Here is a 23,224-nt window from a genome sequence, read left to right as displayed (position 1 = left end):
AAATGTGGTAATTATTTAAAATTCAAATAATTGAGTAAAATCAGTAGCCTTATTGCTTATATTTCAATTTTTTCTCGATCGTCTCTATCATCACATTGGCAATATCCTTTCCGGTAGTATTTTCAATTCCTTGAAGTCCCGGTGAAGAATTCACCTCCAAAAGCAAGGGGCCTTTGTTAGACCGGATAAGGTCTACCCCTGCAACATCCAAGTTAAAGACCTTTGCAGATTTAATGGCCAATTTTCGCTCCTCTGGGGTTATCTTAACTTTTGATGCTGCCCCACCTTGGTGGATATTGGCCCTAAACTCTCCTTTTTCTGCGGTACGTTGCATGGAGGCCACCACTTTTCCGTTCACCACAAAACAACGAATATCGTGTCCATTGGCTTCTTTGATGAACTCTTGTACCAAAATGTTGGTCTGTACACTTTTAAAAGCGTTGATCACACTCTCCGCCGCTTTATTGGTTTCGGCCAAGACCACCCCTTTTCCTTGGGTACTCTCCAACAATTTAATTATGAGTGGGGCACCACTTACCATACGAATAAGATCTTTGGTATCCATCGGGGATTTGGCAAAGCCCGTAGTGGGTATATGAATATCGTTTTTGGAGAACAATTGCGACGCAAAAAGCTTGTCCCTGGACCTACCAATGGAGTCAGCAGAGTTTAGACAATACACCCCCAACGTATCAAACTGCCTTAAAAGAGCGCAACCGTAAAAAGTAACGGCGGGTTTAATTCTTGGAATCACGGCGTCGAACTTATCCAAAATGTTTCCGCCACGGTACCTAATCTCCGGAGTTGCGGCATCCAATTTCATGTAAACGTGCTCCACATTCAAAAAAACCACTTTATGGCCCCGCATCTCGCCTGCCTCAATAATTCTTTTGTTGCTATAAAGATTGGGGTTGCTTGCCAACAACCCCAATCGGAGTCCTTTTTTCTCCGTAGTGAAGGGTTGGTACTTTTGCTCAAGGTCCTCATCGGAAATATCTCCTTGCACAAAACTTTGGGATGGATCCACCAAATACCGTCCATTGATCGCCTCACGACCAAGCAGCATTCGATACTCCATGGTATCCCTATTGGCCAAGGTTAGTTCAATTTCAAAGACATTGCCCGCAATATTTACATTGGTCTTGATTACGGGACGCTCCTCTGCAATACCTTGCGAGCTTTTAACGCTACGCACATCGACCAATTTAGCTTGACATAAGATGGATATACTTCTATTGTCTTGAACCGGGTTTACCTCAAAACGTACCCATTCTTCCAGGCCTTTGTTAAAAATTTTAATCTTACTGGCTTGGATGGATGATGTTTTTGCCCCTGAATCTACTCTGGCCTTTATGGCCGGAATTCTCAAATCATCAAACTGGCACCATTCTTCGCTGCCCAAAATTTTAAAATCGTTCAAAACAAATATGTATTTAACTGATTAATCGCATAATGAACAGGTCCACAACCTCTACCAAAATCAAGATAATAATAATCCACTCAAGCCTGCTACTTTCCCTATGGTCCATAATATTCATGAACAGACTGAGGTTTTCCTTGATCACATTGCCTTGTTCCTTTATATTTCGGTACCTTTCCTTTAGGTCAAAGATTTGTTTTAAACCTTTGTCCAATCGGTCGAGCTCCAAATCTTCCCAAACTACTTCGTGGGAATCAAAAATATAGAGGTTTTCGGAAATTTGATTGTTAATGTTCAATACTTTGGCGATATGCTTTTTCAACTTTTTCCCTCCTATGTCCAACTTTCCTTTTTGCTCCAAATATGTGGTGTGTTGTCGGGTTTCTTTCATGGCCTCTTCCGATAGCCCCTCAAAATAATCCAGAGCCACAGATTGCGACAAATGCAACAATGCCAAACGAATACCTTCTACATTGGACTCCGGCAATATTACCCTATCGTGGTCTATGATTGCTTCTTCCCGATCCGATACCAATTCCATATCCATGGTTTCGGTGATGTAAGATTCCCGCCATTCCTTGCAAAAGGGCTTGATTTCGCTCAAAAGTTGGCTTATGTCCGCTTCACTGTATCCAAAAAAGGAAATAACACCGTATCTGAAGACATAAAGGTAACATGATGCATCGGAATAAAAAAGTTCATCCCTATCACCATAAACAAGTTCCTTGTCCAAAGCCTTCCTGCAAGCTGGAATATTGATACTAGCTGCCAAGTGCAGGGCCATTGCCTTTGATTCCATTTTGATAAAAGATTATATGTAAATCAAGAATTCATTCTTCTTCCGAAGCCTCAAGCTCATCAGTATCCAAATCTGAGTCTTCGCTATCATCGTTGTCCGAATCATCAAAATCCTCCATGGCCATCACCAAACGTTTGCTAACTTTTACCAAATAGGCGGTGTCTTCGGTACGAACCTCAACACACTCCACTACCTCATTATTGGCGTTCCGGTAGGTAACAATGTCATCATCATCGTATCCATCGGGAAATTTTTCCACAAGAAGGTTGAGCATGTTTTTATCCAACTTTTTGTAGTCTACGATCACTCGTTTTAAAACTGGTATTTGTCCTTTTCTCATGGCTACATGTTTAGTAAATAAGCAAAAATCAGGGGTGCCACAATGGTCGCATCTGATTCTACAATAAATTTGGGTGTATCAATATCCAATTTGCCCCAAGTGATTTTCTCGTTGGGAACGGCTCCGGAGTATGACCCGTAACTTGTGGTGGAATCACTGATCTGGCAGAAATAGCTCCAAAATGGCGTTTCTGTCTGTTCCAGGTCTTGATAGAGCATCGGCACCACGCAAATAGGAAAATCTCCTGCGATACCTCCACCAATTTGGAAGAACCCAATACCGTTTTCCGAGTTTTTCTGATACCAATCGGCCAAAAACGTCATGTACTCTATACCGGATTTTACAGTACTGGCCTTTAGTTCTCCTTTGATCACGTAGCTGGCAAAAATGTTGCCCATGGTGCTGTCTTCCCAACCGGGGACCACAATGGGCAAGTTCTTTTCAGCTGCCGCATACATCCAAGAGTCCTTTATGTCTATTTCGTAGTACTGCTCCAAAACACCCGAAAGCAGGAGTTTGTACATAAACTCATGCGGAAAATAACGTTCGCCATTGGCTTCGGCCTCTTTCCAAATGTCGTAAATGTGTTTTTGCAGCCTTCTAAAGGCTTCTTCTTCGGGAATGCAGGTGTCAGTTACTCGGTTTAGACCTTTTTCCAAAAGGTCCCACTCTTCTTGTGGGGTCAAATCCCTGTAGTTGGGCACTCTTTTGTAGTGGGAGTGTGCTACTAGGTTCATTAAATCCTCTTCGAGATTGGCTCCTGTGCAAGATATAATATGAACTTTATCGGTACGGATCATTTCCGCAAATATTTTGCCCAGTTCGGCCGTACTCATCGCCCCAGCCAAGGAAACCAACATTTTGGACCCCTTGTTCAATTGCTCTTCATAGCCTTTGGCCGCATCCACCAAGGCGGCAGAGTTAAAGTGCAAAAAGTATTTTTGTATAAATTGTGATATTTCTCCTTTGTTACTCATTATAATTACTATGTTTTTTGGAATTTTTGAAGGCAGTGTATTTGCTTCAAATCTTTACTCCGTAAAATCTTTGTTTTCTAAAAATTTATAGCTCAACATTTTATAGTAGAGCTTCGCTGCCAAAAAGTCGGAGGATTTATCAACATCATTTGGACACAATTCCACGATATCGAAACCAACAACATTCTTTTCTTTAAAAACCCTTCGTAAAAAGTCAAGAGTTTCGTACCACAACAGTCCGCCTGGCTCCGGTGTTCCTGTTGATGGCAATATGGATGGGTCAAAGGCATCCAAATCAAAAGTGATGTACACATTGTCCGTCATTAAATCGAGGGCGGAATCCATCCAAAAATCATCGGAAACCATTTCGTGGGCAAAGAACACCTTGTCCCTGTCCATCACCATGGTCTCGGCATGATCCATACTGCGAATACCTACTTGTACCAAATTTGTGGTCTCGTTGGCCTCATACAAGGCACAGGCATGATTGTACTTTGTGCCTTCGTACTCTTTGCGCAAATCGGCGTGGGCATCGATCTGAAGTACGGTGAGTCCCTCATAACATTCGTTAAAAGCTCTAATGGCTCCAATGGAAATGGAATGTTCACCTCCTATCATGGTCACCAATTTGTTTCGGTTGATGTACTCTTTAACGGTTTTGTGTACCGCTGCTACCATAGTTTCGGGCGATGCAAAATCTTCTATGGCATCTGCCAAGTAAACCCCTTGTTTATAAACTTCGCTATCCGTTTCAATATCGTAAACCTCCATATTTTCCGAGGCTTCCAAAAAGGCTTCTGGACCTTTGTCCGCTCCTTTTCCCCAAGTACTGGTACCATCATAAGGTACTGGCAGTAATACTACTTTAGCTTTTTCGGCCGTGCCGTATTCCTTTGGAATATCGGCGTATGTTCTTTCTGTTTTCATTTTTTTTTGATAATTCTTTTTTCAGTTATTGCTTGGTACCGATACATCTTCGGCCTCTACCCATATATCTGTGGACTTTTTGTTTTCATATCCCAGTATGGACAAAAACTCATCAGCTGTTTGTTGCTCTGCAAATACCGATGTTTTTATACTCCCCTCCTCATCTTTGTCAATGAGAATGTGTTTAGGATGGGGAATCAAGCAATGCTGCAATCCGCCAAAACCACCTATGGTTTCTTGGTAAGCACCTGTATTGAAAAATCCAATGTAAAGGGGCTTGTCCTTTCTATATTTGGGAAGATAAATGGCGTTCATGTGCTGCTCCGAGTTATAATAATCATCGCTATCACAGGTAAGTCCTCCCAGAAGAATACGCTCATATTCATCATTCCAACGGTTTATGGCCAACATAATAAACCTTTTGCTAATAGCCCAAGAATCTGGCATGGTGGTTATAAAAGATGAGTTGATCATGTTCCACTTTTCTCGGTCGTTCTGTTGCTTTTGGTAGAGTACCTCGTAAATGTTTCCACCACTCTCCCCAACGGTGAAGCTTCCAAATTCAGTAAAAATATTGGGGGGCTCCACGCCTGCTTCTTGACATGCCTGGGCAATTTGATGGATAATCTCGTCTACCATGTATTCATAATCGTATTCAAAGGCCAAGGAGTTTTTGATCGGAAAACCGCCACCAATGTTCAAGCTATCCAATGTTGGACACACTTTTTTTAGGTTGATATAGACCTTTAAGCACTTTAAAAGTTCGTTCCAGTAGTATGCCGTGTCCCGTATTCCCGTATTAATGAAGAAGTGAAGCATCTTCAACTCAACTTGTTTGTTGGGTTTTATGGATTGATTGAAAAAAGGCACTATGTTTTTATAGCCGATACCCAATCTAGAGGTATAAAACTCAAACTTGGGCTCTTCTTCGGAGGCAATTCGGATTCCAATCTGGAATTTTCCATCAATTACTTCGCCCAACAAATTAATTTCCTCGTAATTATCAATTATCGGGATACAGTTCCGATGGCCTTCATTGATTAACTTTGCAATGTTTTGGATGTATTGATCCCTTTTAAAACCATTACAGATCACATAGGTGTCTTTTGTGATTTTGCCAGCACTCTTCAAATGCTCAACAATATTGATATCAAAAGCCGATGAAGTCTCTATATGAATGTCATTTTTAAGGGCTTCATTCAAAACATGCTCAAAATGTGAGCTTTTGGTACAATAACAATAATGGTATTTGCCTGGGTAGTTATGATTTTTGATAGCTGTATTGAACCAACCCTTTGCCCTTTGGATATTCTCGGATATTTTGGGCAAATAGGTAAACTTTAAAGGAGTCCCGTAACGTTGCACCAAACCATAAAGATCTATTCCATGGAATTGTAATTTATTGTCTTCCAACTGAAATTCCTCTTGGGGAAAATCATAGGTTTGCTCGATTAAGTCGATGTATTTCGTTTTCATTTAAATTTCGTAATTGTATTATAAGATATTAATAAAATAGGAGGCCTGAAAATCAATGTTTTCAGATACGAAATTCAAAAATGGTATATGGTACAAAGTAAGGATTCCGTGAAAAATCACGGTCAATATGATATAGCTCTTCGAAAGTCAGCCCGTATATCCGGTGTCTTGATCTTAAGACGGCTTTTTGGGTAGACTTTCTTATCCCCAAAAGCCCGAACATGAAAAAAGTCTTCAAAGCTTATAGGCAATGCGTCCATATTCGGTGGACTCATTTATGGGGCAAACATAACTAAAAATCCAATACTGCAACTTTTTTTACAAAAATTTTTATTGATCATATTTTTTTGAATATCAAATAGTTACATAAAAAAAAGTAAAATAAAAGTAATTGTAAACGAAAGCTGGCCAGTAAAAAACATCTACTGACCAGCTTCTCTCTATTATTTAAATCAATGTGATTAACCTACTAACGGTGGTTTGTCATTAATGAAAGGTTGTTTGTAGAAACGTCTTCCTTTTGCTTTGTACAATGCATTGGATAATGCGGCTATGACAGGTGGTAAGGAAGGCTCTCCCAAACCGGTTGGATCAATGCCGTTATCAACAAAATGCACTTCTATATCTTTGGGTGCTTCGGAATTGCGCATGAGACGATAGGTATCAAAATTTGATTGCTCTGGTTTACCCTCCTCGAAAGTCAACGCACTGTACATTGAGTGGCCAATACCATCTACTATCCCACCTTCAATCTGGTTTTTTGCAGCCAATGGATTAATTACGATACCGCAATCCACGGCACAGGTCACTTTACTAACTCTCGGTATATCGCCGCCGCCATTTTCCAATTCCAATACTTGGGCCACATAGGAATTATGACAGTAATATGCTGCTACACCACGGGATTCGCCTGTTTCGGTGTTCCAATTGGATTTTTCCTTGACAAGTTTCAGCACTCCCGCATAACGTTCTGGGTCATAATCATTTTTCTCTGGGTCGCCCACAGGATTGTTTATGGCTCTATCGAAAAGTTCCAAACGAAATTCCAATGGGTCTTTGCCTGCCGCTTCTGCCACCTCATCCATAAAGGCTTGTTCGGCCCCTGCAATAAAGTTGGAACGTGGTGCTCTCCATGCTCCAGTGGTCACATTGGTTTCCAAGCTGTGCTTTTCAGCCAAATAGTTGTCCACGGCTCCTGCAGGAAAACGGTTTTCAAAGATAAGGTCATCGTTGGTACCTGCTCCGCGCACATGCCAAGCAATCAGGTTTCCGTTCTCGTCCAAGCCCGCTTTGTATTTTACTTTGTAAGAGGGTCGGTAGGTACCTTGGGTCATATCATCTTCCCTAGAGTACACCAATTTCACCGGAGCATTCATTTTTTGGGAAATCGCTGCTGCCTCCACTGCAAAAGTTCCATATAAGCGACGGCCAAAACCTCCGCCCATGCGGGTCATCATTACATCTATCTTTTCTGCTGGCATACCTAATCTGGACACCAATGTCTGTTCTAAAAATTCAGGAGTCTGTATTGGACCCAACAATTCCGCCTTTTCTGGGGTAACGTGCGCAAAAAAGTTCATGGGCTCCATGGTATTATGGGCCAAATAGGGTGCTGAATAGGTACTTTCAACAATTTTTGCCGCTTTTTTAAAAGCTGCCTCCACATCTCCATCCTTTCTTGCTGGTTCTTCTTGGGTTTTTTCCAAAAGTGATGCAAGAGCTTCTTCATGGTAAGAGGTACTTTCCAATTTGGACACTTCTTCCCACTCCACATTCAATGCTTTCTTGGCCTGCATACATTCCCATGTACTGTTGCCTACAATGGCGACCAGTTCTGGGATAGCACCTCCATCCGACCATTGTTTTTCTACATCTTCGGGATATGCCTCAAAGTGAAAAACATCTTTTATTCCGGGCATGGACTTTACCGATTCTGCATTCATGCTCTTGAATTTCATACCAAAAGCAGGCGGGTGCACGATCATGGCGGTAAGCATCCCGTCTTTATACACATCCAATCCAAAAAGTGGTTTACCGGTAACTATCTTTTTACCATCCACATTTTTCTTATCCGTACCTATAATAGAGAAGTTACCATTGTCTTTTAACTGTACCTCTTCGGGCACTTCAATACCGGTTGCAGCGGACGCCATATCTCCATAGCCTGCGGAATTTCCGCTTGCTTCGTGGGTCAGCACACCATCTTTCGTGGTAATTTCATCTGCCGAAACGCCCCAAGCCTGTGCTGCTGCTTCTTTCAACATGTGTCTTGCAGTGGCTCCGGCCATTCTTAAACTTTCCCATCCTTGTCTGATGGACTGACTACCACCGGCCAATTGCCGTGTGAAAATATCGGTGTTCAATGGAGCTTGTTCCACCAATACATCTTTCCATGCGATATCGAGCTCTTCTGCCACGATCATAGGCATGGATGTTTTTACATTCTGACCTATTTCGGGGTTGGGCGACATGATGGTCACCATACCATTATCCCCTACTTTGAGAAAACCGTTGAGTTCAAACCACTCATCTGGCAGGCTATTTACCTGCTCCGGAGTCATTTTACAAGAAGCTAACCAGCTAAACCCGATAACAAGTCCACCACTGGCCAATCCTGTATTTCGAATAAAGGCCCGTCGTCCAATTTTTGTCTTAACAAGTGTCATTATACTAGTTTTATGGGTTTATGATTTAGCCGCCAGTTTTACGGCCTTTTTGATTCTGGTATAGGTACCACAACGGCAGATATTGCCGTTCATGGCCATTTCAATTTCTTCGTCTGTTGGGTTTGGGTTTTTTTCCAAAAGAGCGGAAGCTGTCATAATTTGACCAGCCTGACAGTACCCGCATTGGGGCACATCGACTTCCAGCCAAGCTTTTTGAACTGGGTGATCGCCTTCTTCTGACAATCCTTCTATTGTAGTGATTTTGGAGTTTCCTACGGATGATATTGTTGTCATGCAGGCTCGCGTAGCAGTCCCATCCAAATGAATGGTGCAGGCTCCACATTGAGCTATTCCGCATCCGTATTTTGTTCCGACCAAGTTTAAATGGTCTCTTAAAACCCAGAGTACCGGTGTGGATGGATCCACATCGACCTCCTGCTTTGTTCCGTTGATGTTAAGTGTAAATTTCGCCATGATGTTGATTAATTCCTTTTGAAGTTAAATATTTCTTGCAACAAAATGGAATATTATATTAAACTTCCGTGAAAAATTAACATTGTTTTTAGTTTTTCCCAAGTTACTTAAAATCAATACAAATAAGAAGCGGGTAATTCATCCTGAAACCAATTAAAAAAGTCATCAAAAGTGTTGACCATTTGATTCGATTCAATACTTTAACCGCGCAAAAACGGGCAAGTGATCGGAGGGATATCGGGTATCCTTGGAGTCGCTCAAAATGGCACTCTTAAGCACCTCAAAGCTATCAGAAACAAAAATATAATCTATTCTGCGTTCCACAGGTTTATTGAATTCAAAGCCATTGAAAGTTCCTTGAGGGCCAAAAGCATTATTCCCGGCAGCAATGTGTGCATCCGCCATTTTACCCAAAATTACCCGCACACCCCTACTGTTGCTTTCCAAATTAAAATCGCCTATCAAGACCACCGGAAGGTTTTCGGTGTTCAATTCCTCTATTTTTTCGAGGATGAGCCTGGAACTTTCCTCCCTTGCTTTCACCCCAACATGGTCAAAATGAGTATTGAAAGCCATAAACTTGGTGCCATCACTTTTATTTTTAAAAATACCGTAGGTGCAGGTTCGGGGCAAAGCAGCATCCCATCCTTTGGACGGTTCATCAGGGGTTAGGGAAAGCCAAAAAGTAGATTGTTCAATAAGTTTCACCCTTTCTTTGTTGTAGAAGATGGCCGTGTGCTCCCCTCTTTCATCACCATGGTCGCGTCCTACGCCAAAATAAGCGTAGTCCTTTAAACCATTATCAATTTCTTTTACTTGATGAATCAGCCCCTCTTGAATACCAAATACATCCGGATTGTAGAAATTAAGCTGTGAGATGAGAAACTCCTTTCGGTTGTCCCAATTGTTGGGGGCATCATCAGGGTTGTCATATCGAATGTTATACGAAATAACGTCAATGGTTTGTCCTTGAACACTTAAGAATGTCCCAATGGCCAAAAGCATTAAAAAGGTGTTTTTCATTGTTCAGGTTTTTATGTTTTTTTTATTTATTCTTCTTGAGTAATAGGAACGGGGTCGAATGCTTTATAATTTAAGTATGCAAACTATTCATTTTATGGGGTATCTAGGTTACTAGATCTTTATTTTTCATAAAAAAAAGAATAATTTGTTTTAAGTAATTAAGGCATTACATCACTATTGTTCTAAAGGTAAGGTTGATTCTTGGTGTTTTCACCAACTTAGTTGGCGGTAACCGATGGAGCCAATGGCTTTGGGTACTCCCTTTCATTACTAAAAGGCTCCCATGGTCGAGGGTCAACCCTACCTTTTCCTTGGATTCTTTGTGCTTAAAAGCAAACTTACGTTCAGCTCCAAAACTAAGGGAGGCAATGGCGCCATTTTTCTTCAAATCTTTCTCGGCATCGCTGTGCCATGCCATGCCTTCTTCCCCGGAATGGTACAGATTGAGCAGACATGAATTATAGGTTTCTTTAGTTAATTTTTCGGCAAGCTCCTTCAGCTTCAATAATTCTGGAGTCCAAGGCAATGCTTTTTTGGTGTGATTGGAATAGGTATATTCAAAAGGCTCATCGCCATACCAAGCCACTTTTCGCTTGGTCTCAATTCTTTTTCCATACATCAAGGCTACATCGTTCTTCCATGCAATGGTATCAAAAAGTTGTTGAAAATAGTGATTGGCTTCTTCATGCTTCATGATCGGGCCATAATAATTTACCACGCCATCTTTTGGCAACCAATTCTTATCGGGGTTTATTTGATTGGTGAACAAATCCATCTTTATTAAAATTAAGCGAACAACATTTCTTGGCTTTTTTTCAGGATATCGCCCACTCTTTCTTTTAATGCTTCCGGTTCAATAATCTTGGCATAATCCCCAAACATCAGGTACCATCTGGCAAAGCCATTTTCCAAATCGGTTGTCATAAAGGTCATTTCCACTTCTTTTCCCTTGACTTCTTCTGAAATTAGGCCATAGTACTTGCTTTGATTGCGAATATACTTGGCCACAGATTTATCGACCAATATCTTCACTTTTGTTCTGCTGACCTCCTCTCTTTTCTTCCGGTGCTCATCAATAGTGCCATGTTCCAGCATAAAATCCAATGATGTTCTAGCTATTCGGTGAATTCTATCTGTTCGAAAATGCCTGTAATCTGTCCGCAAATGACAATAGCCCAATATGTACCAAAATCCATTTTCATGAAAAAGTCCAACGGGTTCTATCCTACGTTCGGATGGGGTTTCTTCCCGTAATGATTCGTATCTTAAAAAAACCTGCTTCCGCTCTGCAATACTCTCGAACAAAATTTCAAGGGCATTGGTCACCTTTTCATTGAACAAAACCTGCCCCGGCACTATGGACACCTGGGACTCCAAGGTTTCCACCCAATCCTTTTCCTTTCCGCGCAACACCGATTTAAGTTTGTACATGGCCGACTCGTAGTAAGCCCCAAGGGATTTATCGGTAAACTTTTGCATGAGTTTTTCAGCGGCCACAAAGCTTCCAGCTTCTTCGCGGGTAAACATTACCGGGGGTAAACGGTACCCTTCCATAATGGTATAGCCCACACCTGCCTCACTTACAATGGGCACGCCCGAGGCTTCCAAAGTCCTAATGTCCCTGTAAACGGTACGTAGGCTCACATCAAATCGGTCTGCCAGTTCTTGGGCCTTTACAATCCGCTTGGATTGCAACTGTATTAAAATGGCAACTATCCTATCAAAACGTTTTGCGGTATCCATTCCCATAATTGTGTGAGCTATCTCCCAAAGATAGGATTTCAATCCAAGGACGGGAGATCTTTTCTTGCTCATCTTGATTCATTTTTTACTATTAAATCCATGTCAAAACTAGGCAGGCAGAGTGACAACTGCTTGTCATGAACTTTTTTCCTACTCTTTTTTTTCTGCTGACAAAGGGCTGTCACATCCCCCTCATACTTTTGGTTTCAGAAACAATAAACCTTAAAAAAACAAAGCATCATGGAAAACACCACTAAAAAGCAAACCGAAGCACAAGTGATTACCCCAACACAATTTTTGGAACATTACCAAGGCCATAGAGCACTTACCCGAAGGGTAATCGAAGCCTTTCCGGAAAAAGAGTTCTTTAATTACAGTATTGGTGGAATGCGCCCTTTTTCTGAAATGGTAAAGGAACTTTTTGCCATTGCCGTTCCCGGACTTACCGAAATTGTTTCGGGCAAAATCGGTGATTTTGATGAAAACAAGGACTACGGCAGCACAAAGGCCCAGTTTTTGGAAAAATGGGATCAGGATACGGAGGAAATCAATAAACTATGGAGCCAGATTGATTTGGAGCGTTTTCAAGAACACGTAAAACTCTTTGGGCAGTATGAAGGTTCCGTACAGTCTTCCATTTTTTATTTTATTGACAATGAGGTACACCACCGCGGTCAGGGGTATGTTTATTTGAGGGCCTTGGAAGTTGAACCTCCATTTTTCTACGAACGATAGATTTTACCCGGGATGAAAACTATTTTAGTATTCAAGACGTCCGTTTGGGGCGAATCGCAAGTAAGGCAGTTGCGTCCCCTGTTGAACCAATTGGTAAACAAGGATGGGTGTTGGAACTTTGACCTGGAGGATTGTGACAACATTCTCCGGGTCGAGACCCAAGGGGTAACGGCTCCATCCATTGCTTCACTGCTGCACAGTCAAGGTTTTCATTGTGAGGAACTGCATTGATCGTAGATACATTATGTCAGGTTGAGCGCAGTCGAAACCTATTGATTAACAGCAATCATTAAATTCTTGACTGCGCTCGAATTGACATTGTACTGATTGTTTTGACAATTTTTTAAATTACAGAACAACCTTTTGCTTAAGCTCATTGAATTGGGCCAACAACTCTTGATAGCTGTCTTTTTCTTCTTGCCCCGGCACTTTGTCGGCACCGCTTAAAATATAGTAGAGATACGAAATTTGGGCTACCATTACCACTTCTGGATAGGCCCCCTCATCATTTTTGAGTTGTTTCAATGCTTCCTTGTATTGTTTTAAGCTGGATTCAGTGGCATTGTTTTTTTCCAGTTCCTTAATTTTTTCCTCAACCTTGTCTTGAAGTTGTCTAGCATCCGATAATAGGTCTATTACCTTAAACTGAAGCTCTTGTTGCTCTTTCATGTCTGACAAATAAACTCCTTCTTCTTCCAATCTAGGATCCATAAGCACTTCAAAAGGTTTCTCGAAAGACTCGTTACCAACCGTTAATTTAGCGGTATATTTTCCCGGCAATACCATTGGCCCGTTTTTGTAGCGTCTTTTCTTGTTTTTTGTCCAAGCTCCTTTTTGCTGCAGGTTCCATTCAAAACGGTTGATGCCCTTTTTGGTCTCCAGTTTTTCATCCATGTAAACAAAGGTCATGCTAAGGCTCATGTCCTCCACTTTTTCTGTGGTGGATTTCAATTTAGTGGAATCACTGACAATGGTTGCCACCTCTTTACCTTGTGCATCCATAATTTGAAGACTCACCCCTTCTGTAATGTCAGACGGGAGGTAATAATCAATAATCACGCTGGTTGATGGGTATTCTGGAAAATCGCCCCCGCCCCATGGTGTTTGGTATCTGTAGGTATTATCAGGCCTGAACAACACCGGTGTATCGCCCAATTGTGTAATATTCTCATCTTGAAGGGTAGTAACCTTGTCCAAAATCCAGAAACCACGCCCCATGGTGCTCAAAATTAAATCTCCTCGGAACAACGTAATATCAGTAATTGGGGTAACCGGAAGGTTTTGCTGAAACTTTTTCCAAGTCTCGCCATCATCAAACGATACAAACATTCCAAACTCGGTACCTGCATACAATAACCCTTCGCGAACAGGGTCTTCCCGTAAAACCCTTGCGGTATAATCGGATGGGATTCCGTTGGATTCGGTACTGATCAACTCCCAGCTCTCACCGTAGTCTTCTGTTTTATAGAGGTAAGGTGTTTCATCGCCCAATAAATGACGATCCACCGCAATGTAAGCCTTGGCGGGATTGAACTGTGATGGTTCCACAGACTCTACCCTTCCTCCTTTGGGGAGTTTTTTCGGCGTAACATTTTTCCAAGTTTTGCCCCCATCCTTGGTAATGGAAATAATCCCATCATTGGAGCCCGTCCATATTACGCCCTTGCTTATTTTTGACTCCCTGATGGAATACAAAGTGCTGTAATATTCTTCTCCGGTAATATCGCGAGTGATGGGATTTCCGGAAATAACTTGTTTGTCGGGTTCGTTGGCCGTAAGGTCGGGGGAAATAATCTCCCAGTTTTTGCCACCATTGCTGGTTTTGTGCAAGAATTGAGAACCCATGTACACCACTTCTGGATCAAAAGGGGATACATGGATAGGTGCTACGCGCTGGAATCTATATTTTAAGTCTTTAGGATTGTGTCCGTAAATATTGGATGCACCAATGGAATATTCGCGGCTTTGCCCCGTTTTTTTGCTGTACACGCTAAAGCGCCCCTTACAGTTGTTATAAACAATGTAATGATTGCCCGGCATGGGGATCACGGGACCGGTTTCGCAACCGCCCACATTCATCATAATGCTTTCGTTGGGCGTGGTCGTAGCTTTGGGCGCCCTGCTTGGTATGGCCAAGGTGGTATTGTCTTGCTGGGCACCATACACCCAATATGGATACTGGTCATCCACAGCAACTTGGTAGATCTCTGCCGTGGGCTGATTGTACTGCGTAGACCATGTTTTACCTCCGTTATGAGAAACGTTTGCCCCGCCATCGTTACACTGGATCAATAAATCGGGGTTGTCCGGATTGAGCCAAATGTCATGATTATCACCGTGGGGCACACTCATGCGTTTCCATGTTTTTCCTCCATCCATGGATTTTATCAATGGGTTGGCATTGGAATACACGATATCGGGGTTGGTCGGGTCCAGTTCAATATTAGTGTAGTAAAATGGTCTGTTCACCAATCTCACATCATCGGAAACGTGTGTAAATGACTTTCCTTGATCTACGGATTTATACAATCCCCTATCTTCGCCTGGTGCTTCTACAACGGCATAAAGTATTTTTGAATCCGCTGGCGAAACCGCTAAATCAATTTTACCGATCAACCCTTTTGGCAAACCATTTTCCAGTTTTTCCCAATCTTTACCTCCGTTGATTGATTTGTAGATACCGCCTTCGCTGTTTTTTCCACCCGAATCAATGGTCCAAGGTGTGCGGCGTGCCTTCCAAGCGGCAGCATAAACAACATTTGGGTTACCAGGGAGCAGTTCCAAGTCGGCGAACCCTGTTTCTTCGGAAACATAAAGCACCTTTTCCCATGTTTTTCCTCCATCGGTCGTTTTAAAAATGCCACGTTCCTTGTTGGGTTTAAATGCATTTCCAATGGCAGCAACCCAAACAATGTTGCTGTTCGTGGGATCTATTTCCACGGCACCGATCTGGCCTGTATGTTCCAATCCGATGTGTTCCCAAGTTTTTCCCGCATCAATGGATTTGTACACCCCTTTCCCTGAAATGATATTGCTACGGATTCCATCGGAACCTGTTCCCACATAAACGATATTGGGATCATTGGCTGCGATTTCGATAGCGCCGATGGAGGGTGTTTTAAAGAAACCATCGGAAACATTGTTCCAAGTGGTCCCATAGTCATCTGTTTTCCAAACACCTCCGCCAGTGGCCCCAAAATAAAAAGTCCCCGGGAGCATGGCTGTTCCAGTAACGGTGGTTACCCTTCCTCCCCTTGCGGGCCCTATGGTTCGGTATTGTAATGCTTCGAAATCCTGTGCTAAGGTTACACAGCTTACTAAAAAAGTAAAAAGAAAATAAAAAGAGCGTTGCTTTAAGGTCATGAGTTAGTAGAATAGTTGGTTTCTTCTCAAATCTACTAAATACTTAGTCAATCTGAAATTGAATAGAGATGGAATTATTACCCTTAATGAAAAGTTGAACGGTTCGGCTATTCATCCTTATGAAAAAGAAAGGATTCTTCTTAATGTATTTTACCTGTTGTGCATTATGATTGACATTCGTCAATTCGAGTGATTTTCGGTGGTTGGGCGAAGTTGAAGCCGAAAAAAAATAAATCGTATCGAGAACCAGAATTTCAGGTCAAAACCCGATTCTCGATACCTGCCTTTGCCGGCAGGCAAAATCCCTTTGGATTTTCACTGGAATTGACGGCCTTTGGCGTATGAAGCCTTCAAAATGCACAACAGGCTACATTATATCAAATTGCAACTGCCCTACTGTACTTATTTAAATATTTTGATGGCGTCATGTTCGTAATCTTCTTAAAAGTATCCCTAAACGCTTTGGGGTCGTTGTACCCAACTTCATACATTACTTCGTTGACCGTTTTTCTTCCTTTTTCCAGTTCTTTCTTGGCAGCTTCCACTTTAACACGCTTCAGGTATTCGATAACCGTGTTTGAGGTAGCCTTTTTAAAACGCCTCTCGAAAGTTCTTCGGCTCACCGCAATTTTATCGGATAGCTCATCAACGGTTATTTTATCTTGATAATTTTGTTCGATAAATTCCTGAGCCCTTAAAACCTCCTTATCGTTATGGGATTTTTGCCCTTTGAAGATGATAAAAGGCGATTGGCTGACACGGCTTATGTCTATTTCAAAAACTTTTGAAGATAGCACCGCCATATCGCGACCAGCAAACTTTTCCACTAAATAAAGGTTTAGGTTTAAAGATGAATAGGCTCCCCCGCTAGTGTACAAACCGTTCTCATCGGTGATGATTTTATCATCCACCAGATTTACTTTGGGGTACATCTCCCTAAACTCACTTGCTGCCAGCCAATGCGTGGCACATTCCTTTCCATCGAGCAAACCTGTACCTGCCAATATAAATGCACCAATGCACAGACTCGCCACTTCGGCACCATTGCTATATTGATCTTTGATCCAAGGAATAAGTGCACTGTTTTTAGTAACTACCTCCTTGTAATCACCATGAATTGCAGGAATAATGATCAAGTCGGTTTTCTTTATATCTTCAATAGTGGTATTTGGTATAATATTGAACATCCCGTTACTTAACCTCGCTGTTTTTTGTGCGCCCACAAGGTGAGTGGCAAACATTGGGGCTTTGCCCGCTCTTTGCAGGGCACTATTGGTCATATTGAACATTTTAAAGGTTGCCTCCAAATTGCTCAGGCTTGAATCGCCTTCTGGAACAAGTATCGATATATGTTTCATTTGCTGAAAATCAATTGATTAACTTTAATTCAAAGGTATATTAAGTTGCTGTCGTAATCAACCCGTTATATTGACGTAAATATACCCCCAAAGTACAAATTAGTACACATATCTTTGGTAACTCCTTGATTGTTAAATAGAAAACAAGTGTTATGAGACAGGTTATTTTATCTATGCTAGTGTCCATCGACGGTTATATTGAAGGGGTGGACAATGATATCAATTGGCACGTTTGGGATGATGAAATGCAAGCTTATATGATGGATTTTTTGCAAACCATCGACACTTTTATCTATGGTAGAAAATCGTATGAGTTGATGCTTGATTATTGGCCCGATCAAAAAGGTGAATTTGCAGACATAATGAACCAAACACCCAAAATTGTATTCTCCACAACCCTACAAAAGGCAAAAATGAATGCCAGAATAGCTCGCGGAAACGTCACCGAAGAAATACAAAAAGAGAAGGAAAAACCAGGGAAGGACATGGTGTTGTTCGCTGGGGCCAATATAGCCTCTTCATTTATAAAACACAATTTAATAGATGAATACCGAATTATTGTAAATCCTGTGGTGCTGGGAAAAGGAACACCTTTGTTTAAAACCGGGAAACAGCAACAACTCAATTTAGTAAGCGCCAAATCTTTTAAATGTGGCAATGTGCTGCTAACGTACAAAGCAAAAAATATGGACAGGAATATTTTAAAAGCGTATGATACCGCGACCTCAACGCTTATTGAGCTGCTCTCTTCGTTGACCAATGAGCAACTCAATATAAAGCCCACCAAAAATAGTTGGACCGCCGGGCAGGTCGGTGATCATTTGGAGAAATCATACGAAGTATCCAAAATTTTGCTGGGAGAAGTTGAAGATACCCAACGCCCCCCAGACCAAAAACTAGCTGAAATACGTGCGTTGTTTTTAAATTTTGACATCAAAATGGATTCGCCCAAAGCGATTGTTCCAACAAATGACCCCATTGACAAAAAACGTCTTCTTACTAGTTTGGAAGAGAAAATTCAATGGGTCAATACAAATTCCAAGAATATGGACCTGTCAAAAACCTGTCTGGATTTTGAAATCCCAGAATATGGGCCATTTACCCGCCTTGAATGGATCGGCTTTAATACCGTACATACACAGCGCCACATCCATCAACTACAACAAATCATTAAAACCATAAAAAATGACACCTAAACAAATCTGGGCAAATCTGGGCGTAGAAAATATTGAAAGAACACAAGAGTTTTATCTGGCATTGGGGTTTAAGCAAAACGGAACTCCCTCAAAAGATTTGGTAAGCTTTTTGTTCGGAGAGGATGCGTTTGTTATTCACTTTTTTAAAAAAGAAAAGCTAAAAACAAGTCTTGAAGGAGAGGTGTCCGACCTAAGCCAAGGCAATGAAATTATGTTCACCCTCTCCGCGGAAAGCAAGGAAGAAATCCACGAGTGCATAGAAAAAGTTAAAGAGATAGGGGGAACCATTCGTTTTGACCCTAGGAAGGACAGAAAAAGTTTTTACGACGATAACGGTTATTACGTTGGTGTCTTCGCCGATTTGGATGGGCACTTATTTAACCTCTTCTGCAATTTGAACAAATAATCCCTGCATCAAGCAGGCGGAGAACATAACTTAAACTAAAAAACATGAAAACTATTTGGTTGAACCTACCTGTAAAGGACATTAAAGAATCGAAGGAATTTTTTAAAGCCATCGGATTTAAAGAAAACCCAAGGCATAAAAATGCCGAGCATTTGGGAAGTTTCTATATAGGGGAAAACAATTTTGTGTTGATGTTATTTCCAGAGAACACTTTTAAAGGGTTTGCGCAGAATGAAATCAGTGACACCGAAAAAGGAACGGAAGTATTGATCAATATAGATGCCCAGAGTAAATCGGAAGTGGATACAATGGCTAAAACAGTACAAAAAGCCGGTGGCAAAATCTTTGCCGAACCTGGTGAATCCGATGGTTGGATGTACGCTTTTGGTTTTGAAGATTTGGACGGACACCGATGGAGTATGTTGTATATGGACCTGGAAAAAATGCCCGGGTAATCTGATTTTCAGTGTAATGAGATTTATAAATACCCTGACTGACTGCCCAATGGATAGGAATTCGGAATGACGTACAAAAGAAATATTACAAACAATGAATTTTTAAAAACATTAATACTAAAGATCAAAAACAATGAAAGTAAACACGTATTTAAATTTTGACGGAAATGCAGAGGAAGCATTTAACTTTTATAAGACAGTATTTGGCGGGGATTTTATAGCAAATATGAAAATGGGAGATGCCCCTGATGCCGAGAAACTATCTGAAGAAGAGAAAAATCGCATCATGCATATCTCATTGCCACTATCAAACGATACTATTTTAATGGCATCGGACATTGTTCCCTCCATGGGACATTCCCTAAAAAAAGGCAATAACTCCTACATTTCCATTCATCCGGAGAGCAAGGAAGAGGCAGACCGTTTGTTCAATGGTCTATCAAAAGGAGGAGAAATTGAAATGCCAATGGCCAATCAATTTTGGGGCGATTATTTCGGGAGTTTTGTTGACAAGTTCGGTATTCACTGGATGGTAAACTATAATCCACAAAGCTAGTAACCCCATCAATTTTATAAACCGCAATATGGGCAACAGTTTCAATGGACAACAAACAACAATTGTAGAGGTGTTTTGTACCTCGGTAACCACTATTGAAAAAGCGGAATTCCTTTTGGGCAAACTCCAAAAGGAATTTCCTTCTTGTGAAATTAATTTTGATTTGGAAGATTGTGACAATATACTTCGGGTAGCCACAGCAGGAAGTACAATGGACACTGCTCCAATTATTAAGTTGGTAAAAAAATATCAAGAGGATATACAAATCTTACCTGATGAAATCCCTGTAAAGGGCACTGATACCCCCAATGGAACATCTAATTTCCATGACCATTACAATACAATTGCTTAAAATTGACTACTGATAACTGCAATAATCCATCTAAAGTGAAATTGAATATAAAGCCCGACTGTGGAAATGCCCCAAAAAAAGAGCTGGTCAAACACCTTACTTGCTATTTTGCCTCCAACGATATAGAAAAGGCCGTGGAGTTTTTGGATACCCATATCACATGGACTTTAGTCGGAAAAAAAACCGTAAATGGAAAAGGGCAATTTAGAACAGTATTACAGGAAATGCGTCAAAACAAAGTGTGCGAATTAACAATTCACAGCATAATCACCCACGGAAAGGAAGCCGCCATAAATGGTGAAATGTTGATGGAAGATGGGAGTGTATTCGGTTTTTCCGATTTCTACGAATTTACAAGTGCCAAAGGAAGCCGTGTCAAAACCATTGTTTCCTATCTAATTGAGAAAAACTAACCTAAATACTGACAGTACCAAGGAATCCAATCCCCATTCCTCCTAATCAAAAATTAAAAAGGAGGTTTTGTCTTTGAAGACTCTTGATAGAGTTAGGGTGTTCAAACCATGTATTCCTTTAAAAACCCAATATTTGAAGATTTTCTTAGACGGCACAAAGCCTTTACCTTTATTTGTCGAACTCTTTCCTCGCTCAGTTTTAACTCTAAAGCAATTTGTTGAATTCCCATGGATTCGCTATTGCCAACGCCAAAAAACATTTTGATCACAAAGGCTTCCCTGTAATCCAGCATGTTCAAAATACCATCTATTTCGGCATGTAACGATTGGCCTATCATGTTTTGTTCAGGACTTTCCAACTGGTTTGATGGAATAATGTCGTACAGATTTAGCTCCCCATCCCCGACTTGCAATGATTCGTCCATTGAAATAGGCCATGAAACGTGCTGCATACAAACCTGAATCTCGGATAATGAGAAATCAATAAGTTCCGATACTTCCTCTGCGGTGGGCGATCTTTGGTGCAATTGTTCAAAATGGGAAGAAGCTTTTTTTATTTTATTTATGACATTTATTTTATTCAGGGGCAATCTAACCATCCTCGATTTTTCGGAAAGTGCCTGAATAATGCCTTGCCGTATCCACCAAACCGCGTAGGAAATAAATTTGAAGCCACGGGTCTCGTCAAATTTTGTAGCCGCTTTGACCAATCCGAGATTGCCCTCGTTGATAAGGTCATGGAGGTTAAGCCCTCTTGATTGGTATTGTTTGGCAACGGATACTACAAACCTCAAATTGGCAGACACTAATTTTTCCATGGCCCATGTGTCCCCGTGTCTTATTCGTATAGCTAGAGCCACCTCTTCATCTTCCGTGATCATCGGGATACGGGCTATGTCGTTTAAGTACCGTGTAAGCGATGGGGTATCCCTGTTTGTTATCAGTTTTGATATTGAAAGTGGTCTCATAGCTTATCTGTCTCATTAGGACTTCGTCCTTACGTAAATCAAGTTTCCATTGCCCTTTGGGTTTTTTCTGGAGCCAATTTCAATTTGGTTCAAGGATTTGACCAAAGGGGTCAATTTTCGGAACCCGTAGTTCCTGGCATCAAAATTGGGTTGTTTTTTTTGCAAGAGTGTACCAACTTCACCTAAAAAGGCCCACCCCTCCTCATCCTCCACATCTGCTATGGTAGTTAGGATAAGGTCTATCACTTTGGGAGTGATCTTATCTATTTTACTCTTGCTATTTTTTTCTGTGTCGTTGGCATCGCCTACAGGGGCTTTATGTAATATTTCAAGGTATATAAACTTATCACAGGACACTATAAAGGGATCTGGGGTCTTTCGTTCTCCAATTCCAAAAACTGTCATACCGGCCTCCCTTAATCGTATTGCCAAACGCGTAAAATCACTGTCGCTCGACACCAGGGCAAAACCATTTACCTTCCCGGTATACAAGATGTCCATCGCATCTATGATCATCGCACTGTCCGTGGCGTTTTTGCCGGTGGTGTATCCGTATTGTTGAACAGGTGTTATCGCATTTTTAAGAAGGACATCCTTCCATTTTACCAAACTTGGCTTGGTCCAGTCTCCGTAGATTCTTTTAATGCTGGGGTTTCCATATTTCGCAATTTCCTCCAGCATTTCTTTGACATATTTGGAGGGAATGTTATCGCCATCTATTAGTACGGCAAGGCTTAAATCTTTATCCATAATAAATATTACTCCTCGTTTCTTTTTAAATATTCATTCTTATAGACGGCCTTTGCAAGTTCTTCCCTTTTCTCTTTGGATTTTTTGGTAAACCTTTGGTTTTCCCTAATATGTTTTAACTGTTGGGTGTTCCGCACCTTGTTCCTATATCTTTTCAAGGCTCTTTCAATATTTTCACCGGGAACTATTTTAATTTTTAGCATATGTTTTGTGCTTTAAGGGTTCATGTAATTACAGGCAATCTAAAACATAGGCCTGTTGTCCAAGGATATGTTTGATCCTTGGAAATGCATATAGGGACTTTAGCCATGCAAGCATCAAAAAGATGAATATTCAAACAAAAAATAACCTAAGAAATAGCCTCTTCTGAACTAGGAATTAATAGGGAGAAAGCTGTCTTGATATTTAAGGATTGGAGTACTGATTGTCCATTATCCGCAATGCACAATAAAGGAAAGGATTTAAATTGGATTTAAGCCGCTTTTGTCCTTTTATTTTAATTCCGGTGGAAGGTTCTTTTGCATTTGTGTCGGTTAAAATCCCAAGAAAGGCTATGCTATACAGCCAAAGATGCGGAAGAAGACCATAACTTGGCTGAGGAACCATCCTATCAACAAAAGAAAGGACAACTAAAACAAATCCTGCTCCATAAGATATTTTAACTGATTAAGTTGATTTTAAAAACATGAAGTGGTTTAAACTTTTTTCTTCTTTTTCCTGTTGAATTTTTTAAGAGCTATTACGATGAACGCGAGATAGTTGAACCCTTTCCAGCTTTCGACCGTCGTATCGAACCTGTTGAGCAGCGATCGGAAGCTGTCCATCCA

At 41.1% G+C, this 23,224-nt stretch carries 24 protein-coding genes and 1 pseudogene; 8 read left to right on the top strand and 17 right to left on the bottom strand.

All coding sequences use genetic code 11. The features are described 5' to 3' along the window. Positions 1-49 precede the first annotated feature (49 nt). The 11 genes from rimK to AC13CC_RS14940 form a co-directional block, all read right to left on the bottom strand. Entirely contained in the window at positions 50-1,420 is a 1,371-nt protein-coding gene (gene rimK, locus AC13CC_RS14990; RefSeq protein ID WP_163625717.1) for a 30S ribosomal protein S6--L-glutamate ligase, read from the bottom strand. Between the two features lie 13 nt (positions 1,421-1,433). Next, on the bottom strand, positions 1,434-2,219 hold the full coding sequence (locus AC13CC_RS14985; RefSeq protein ID WP_326278754.1) for an RMD1 family protein: 786 nt from the start codon (positions 2,217-2,219) through the stop codon (positions 1,434-1,436). A gap of 31 nt (positions 2,220-2,250) precedes the next feature. Continuing rightward, positions 2,251-2,559, bottom strand: a complete 309-nt coding sequence (locus AC13CC_RS14980) for a hypothetical protein (protein ID WP_163625719.1) — start codon at positions 2,557-2,559, stop codon at positions 2,251-2,253. Between the two features lie 2 nt (positions 2,560-2,561). Then, positions 2,562-3,536: a deoxyhypusine synthase family protein gene (locus AC13CC_RS14975; protein ID WP_326278753.1), complete on the bottom strand. Its 975-nt coding sequence runs from the start codon at positions 3,534-3,536 to the stop codon at positions 2,562-2,564. A gap of 54 nt (positions 3,537-3,590) precedes the next feature. Further along, complete coding sequence (gene speB / locus AC13CC_RS14970) at positions 3,591-4,463, bottom strand: agmatinase (protein ID WP_482877455.1); 873 nt, start codon at positions 4,461-4,463, stop codon at positions 3,591-3,593. A gap of 21 nt (positions 4,464-4,484) precedes the next feature. Then, complete coding sequence (locus AC13CC_RS14965) at positions 4,485-5,939, bottom strand: arginine decarboxylase (RefSeq protein WP_482877453.1); 1,455 nt, start codon at positions 5,937-5,939, stop codon at positions 4,485-4,487. A 461-nt stretch (positions 5,940-6,400) separates the two neighbouring features. After that, a complete protein-coding gene (locus AC13CC_RS14960) occupies positions 6,401-8,605 on the bottom strand; it encodes a xanthine dehydrogenase family protein molybdopterin-binding subunit (protein WP_482877451.1) in 2,205 nt (734 codons plus the stop codon). 18 nt (positions 8,606-8,623) lie between these two features. Then, positions 8,624-9,079 carry a (2Fe-2S)-binding protein gene (locus AC13CC_RS14955; RefSeq protein ID WP_326278749.1) on the bottom strand — a complete coding sequence of 152 codons (456 nt, stop codon included), beginning with the start codon at positions 9,077-9,079 and terminating at the stop codon, positions 8,624-8,626. 192 nt (positions 9,080-9,271) lie between these two features. Next, on the bottom strand, positions 9,272-10,102 hold the full coding sequence (locus tag AC13CC_RS14950; protein WP_326278748.1) for an endonuclease/exonuclease/phosphatase family protein: 831 nt from the start codon (positions 10,100-10,102) through the stop codon (positions 9,272-9,274). Between the two features lie 166 nt (positions 10,103-10,268). Further along, positions 10,269-10,877, bottom strand: a complete 609-nt coding sequence (locus AC13CC_RS14945) for an alpha-ketoglutarate-dependent dioxygenase AlkB family protein (protein ID WP_482877449.1) — start codon at positions 10,875-10,877, stop codon at positions 10,269-10,271. An 11-nt stretch (positions 10,878-10,888) separates the two neighbouring features. Further along, a complete protein-coding gene (locus AC13CC_RS14940) occupies positions 10,889-11,851 on the bottom strand; it encodes a helix-turn-helix transcriptional regulator (RefSeq protein WP_326278791.1) in 963 nt (320 codons plus the stop codon). Positions 11,852-12,085: 234 nt separating this feature from the next. Between AC13CC_RS14940 and AC13CC_RS14935 the strand changes: the two genes are divergently transcribed. Together AC13CC_RS14935 and AC13CC_RS14930 are read left to right on the top strand one after the other, a co-directional pair. Beyond that, a complete protein-coding gene (locus AC13CC_RS14935; protein ID WP_482877447.1) occupies positions 12,086-12,580 on the top strand; it encodes a DinB family protein in 495 nt (164 codons plus the stop codon). Between the two features lie 12 nt (positions 12,581-12,592). Further along, positions 12,593-12,811, top strand: a complete 219-nt coding sequence (locus AC13CC_RS14930; RefSeq protein ID WP_326278745.1) for a hypothetical protein — start codon at positions 12,593-12,595, stop codon at positions 12,809-12,811. A gap of 117 nt (positions 12,812-12,928) precedes the next feature. Here the strand turns inward: AC13CC_RS14930 and AC13CC_RS14925 are convergent, their stop codons facing one another. Together AC13CC_RS14925 and AC13CC_RS14920 are read right to left on the bottom strand one after the other, a co-directional pair. After that, a complete protein-coding gene (locus AC13CC_RS14925) occupies positions 12,929-15,943 on the bottom strand; it encodes a VPS10 domain-containing protein (protein WP_482877445.1) in 3,015 nt (1,004 codons plus the stop codon). Between the two features lie 377 nt (positions 15,944-16,320). Next, positions 16,321-17,301 carry a GlxA family transcriptional regulator gene (locus AC13CC_RS14920; RefSeq protein ID WP_326278743.1) on the bottom strand — a complete coding sequence of 327 codons (981 nt, stop codon included), beginning with the start codon at positions 17,299-17,301 and terminating at the stop codon, positions 16,321-16,323. Positions 17,302-17,453: 152 nt separating this feature from the next. Between AC13CC_RS14920 and AC13CC_RS14915 the strand changes: the two genes are divergently transcribed. From AC13CC_RS14915 to AC13CC_RS14890, 6 genes are all read left to right on the top strand, one after another. Next, positions 17,454-18,497, top strand: a complete 1,044-nt coding sequence (locus AC13CC_RS14915; protein ID WP_482877443.1) for a dihydrofolate reductase family protein — start codon at positions 17,454-17,456, stop codon at positions 18,495-18,497. Then, the gene (locus AC13CC_RS14910) at positions 18,487-18,903 is read left to right on the top strand and encodes a VOC family protein (RefSeq protein WP_326278741.1); all 417 of its coding nucleotides are present in this window, start codon (positions 18,487-18,489) and stop codon (positions 18,901-18,903) included. The genes AC13CC_RS14915 and AC13CC_RS14910 overlap by 11 nt, the downstream gene beginning before the upstream one ends. A 44-nt stretch (positions 18,904-18,947) precedes the next feature. Then, a complete protein-coding gene (locus AC13CC_RS14905) occupies positions 18,948-19,358 on the top strand; it encodes a VOC family protein (protein ID WP_482877442.1) in 411 nt (136 codons plus the stop codon). A 133-nt stretch (positions 19,359-19,491) separates the two neighbouring features. Then, positions 19,492-19,914: a VOC family protein gene (locus AC13CC_RS14900; protein WP_326278739.1), complete on the top strand. Its 423-nt coding sequence runs from the start codon at positions 19,492-19,494 to the stop codon at positions 19,912-19,914. A gap of 28 nt (positions 19,915-19,942) precedes the next feature. After that, the gene (locus tag AC13CC_RS14895) at positions 19,943-20,266 is read left to right on the top strand and encodes a hypothetical protein (RefSeq protein WP_293164392.1); all 324 of its coding nucleotides are present in this window, start codon (positions 19,943-19,945) and stop codon (positions 20,264-20,266) included. A 35-nt stretch (positions 20,267-20,301) separates the two neighbouring features. Then, a complete protein-coding gene (locus tag AC13CC_RS14890; RefSeq protein WP_326278737.1) occupies positions 20,302-20,679 on the top strand; it encodes a nuclear transport factor 2 family protein in 378 nt (125 codons plus the stop codon). Positions 20,680-20,780: 101 nt separating this feature from the next. Here the strand turns inward: AC13CC_RS14890 and AC13CC_RS14885 are convergent, their stop codons facing one another. The 4 genes and pseudogenes from AC13CC_RS14885 to AC13CC_RS14870 form a co-directional block, all read right to left on the bottom strand. Continuing rightward, complete coding sequence (locus AC13CC_RS14885; RefSeq protein ID WP_482877439.1) at positions 20,781-21,647, bottom strand: sigma-70 family RNA polymerase sigma factor; 867 nt, start codon at positions 21,645-21,647, stop codon at positions 20,781-20,783. Positions 21,648-21,662: 15 nt separating this feature from the next. Next, complete coding sequence (locus AC13CC_RS14880; protein WP_326278735.1) at positions 21,663-22,397, bottom strand: NYN domain-containing protein; 735 nt, start codon at positions 22,395-22,397, stop codon at positions 21,663-21,665. Between the two features lie 8 nt (positions 22,398-22,405). Further along, a complete protein-coding gene (locus AC13CC_RS14875; protein ID WP_014031530.1) occupies positions 22,406-22,600 on the bottom strand; it encodes a small ribosomal subunit protein bS21 in 195 nt (64 codons plus the stop codon). A 492-nt stretch (positions 22,601-23,092) separates the two neighbouring features. After that, a pseudogene (locus AC13CC_RS14870) lies at positions 23,093-23,224 on the bottom strand (IS5 family transposase); the annotation flags it as partial.

The sequence above is a fragment of the Flagellimonas sp. L-11 genome, from assembly GCF_056857735.1.
Note: the sequence above shows the minus strand (reverse complement) of the source record. Positions and strands in the feature narration are given on the sequence as shown.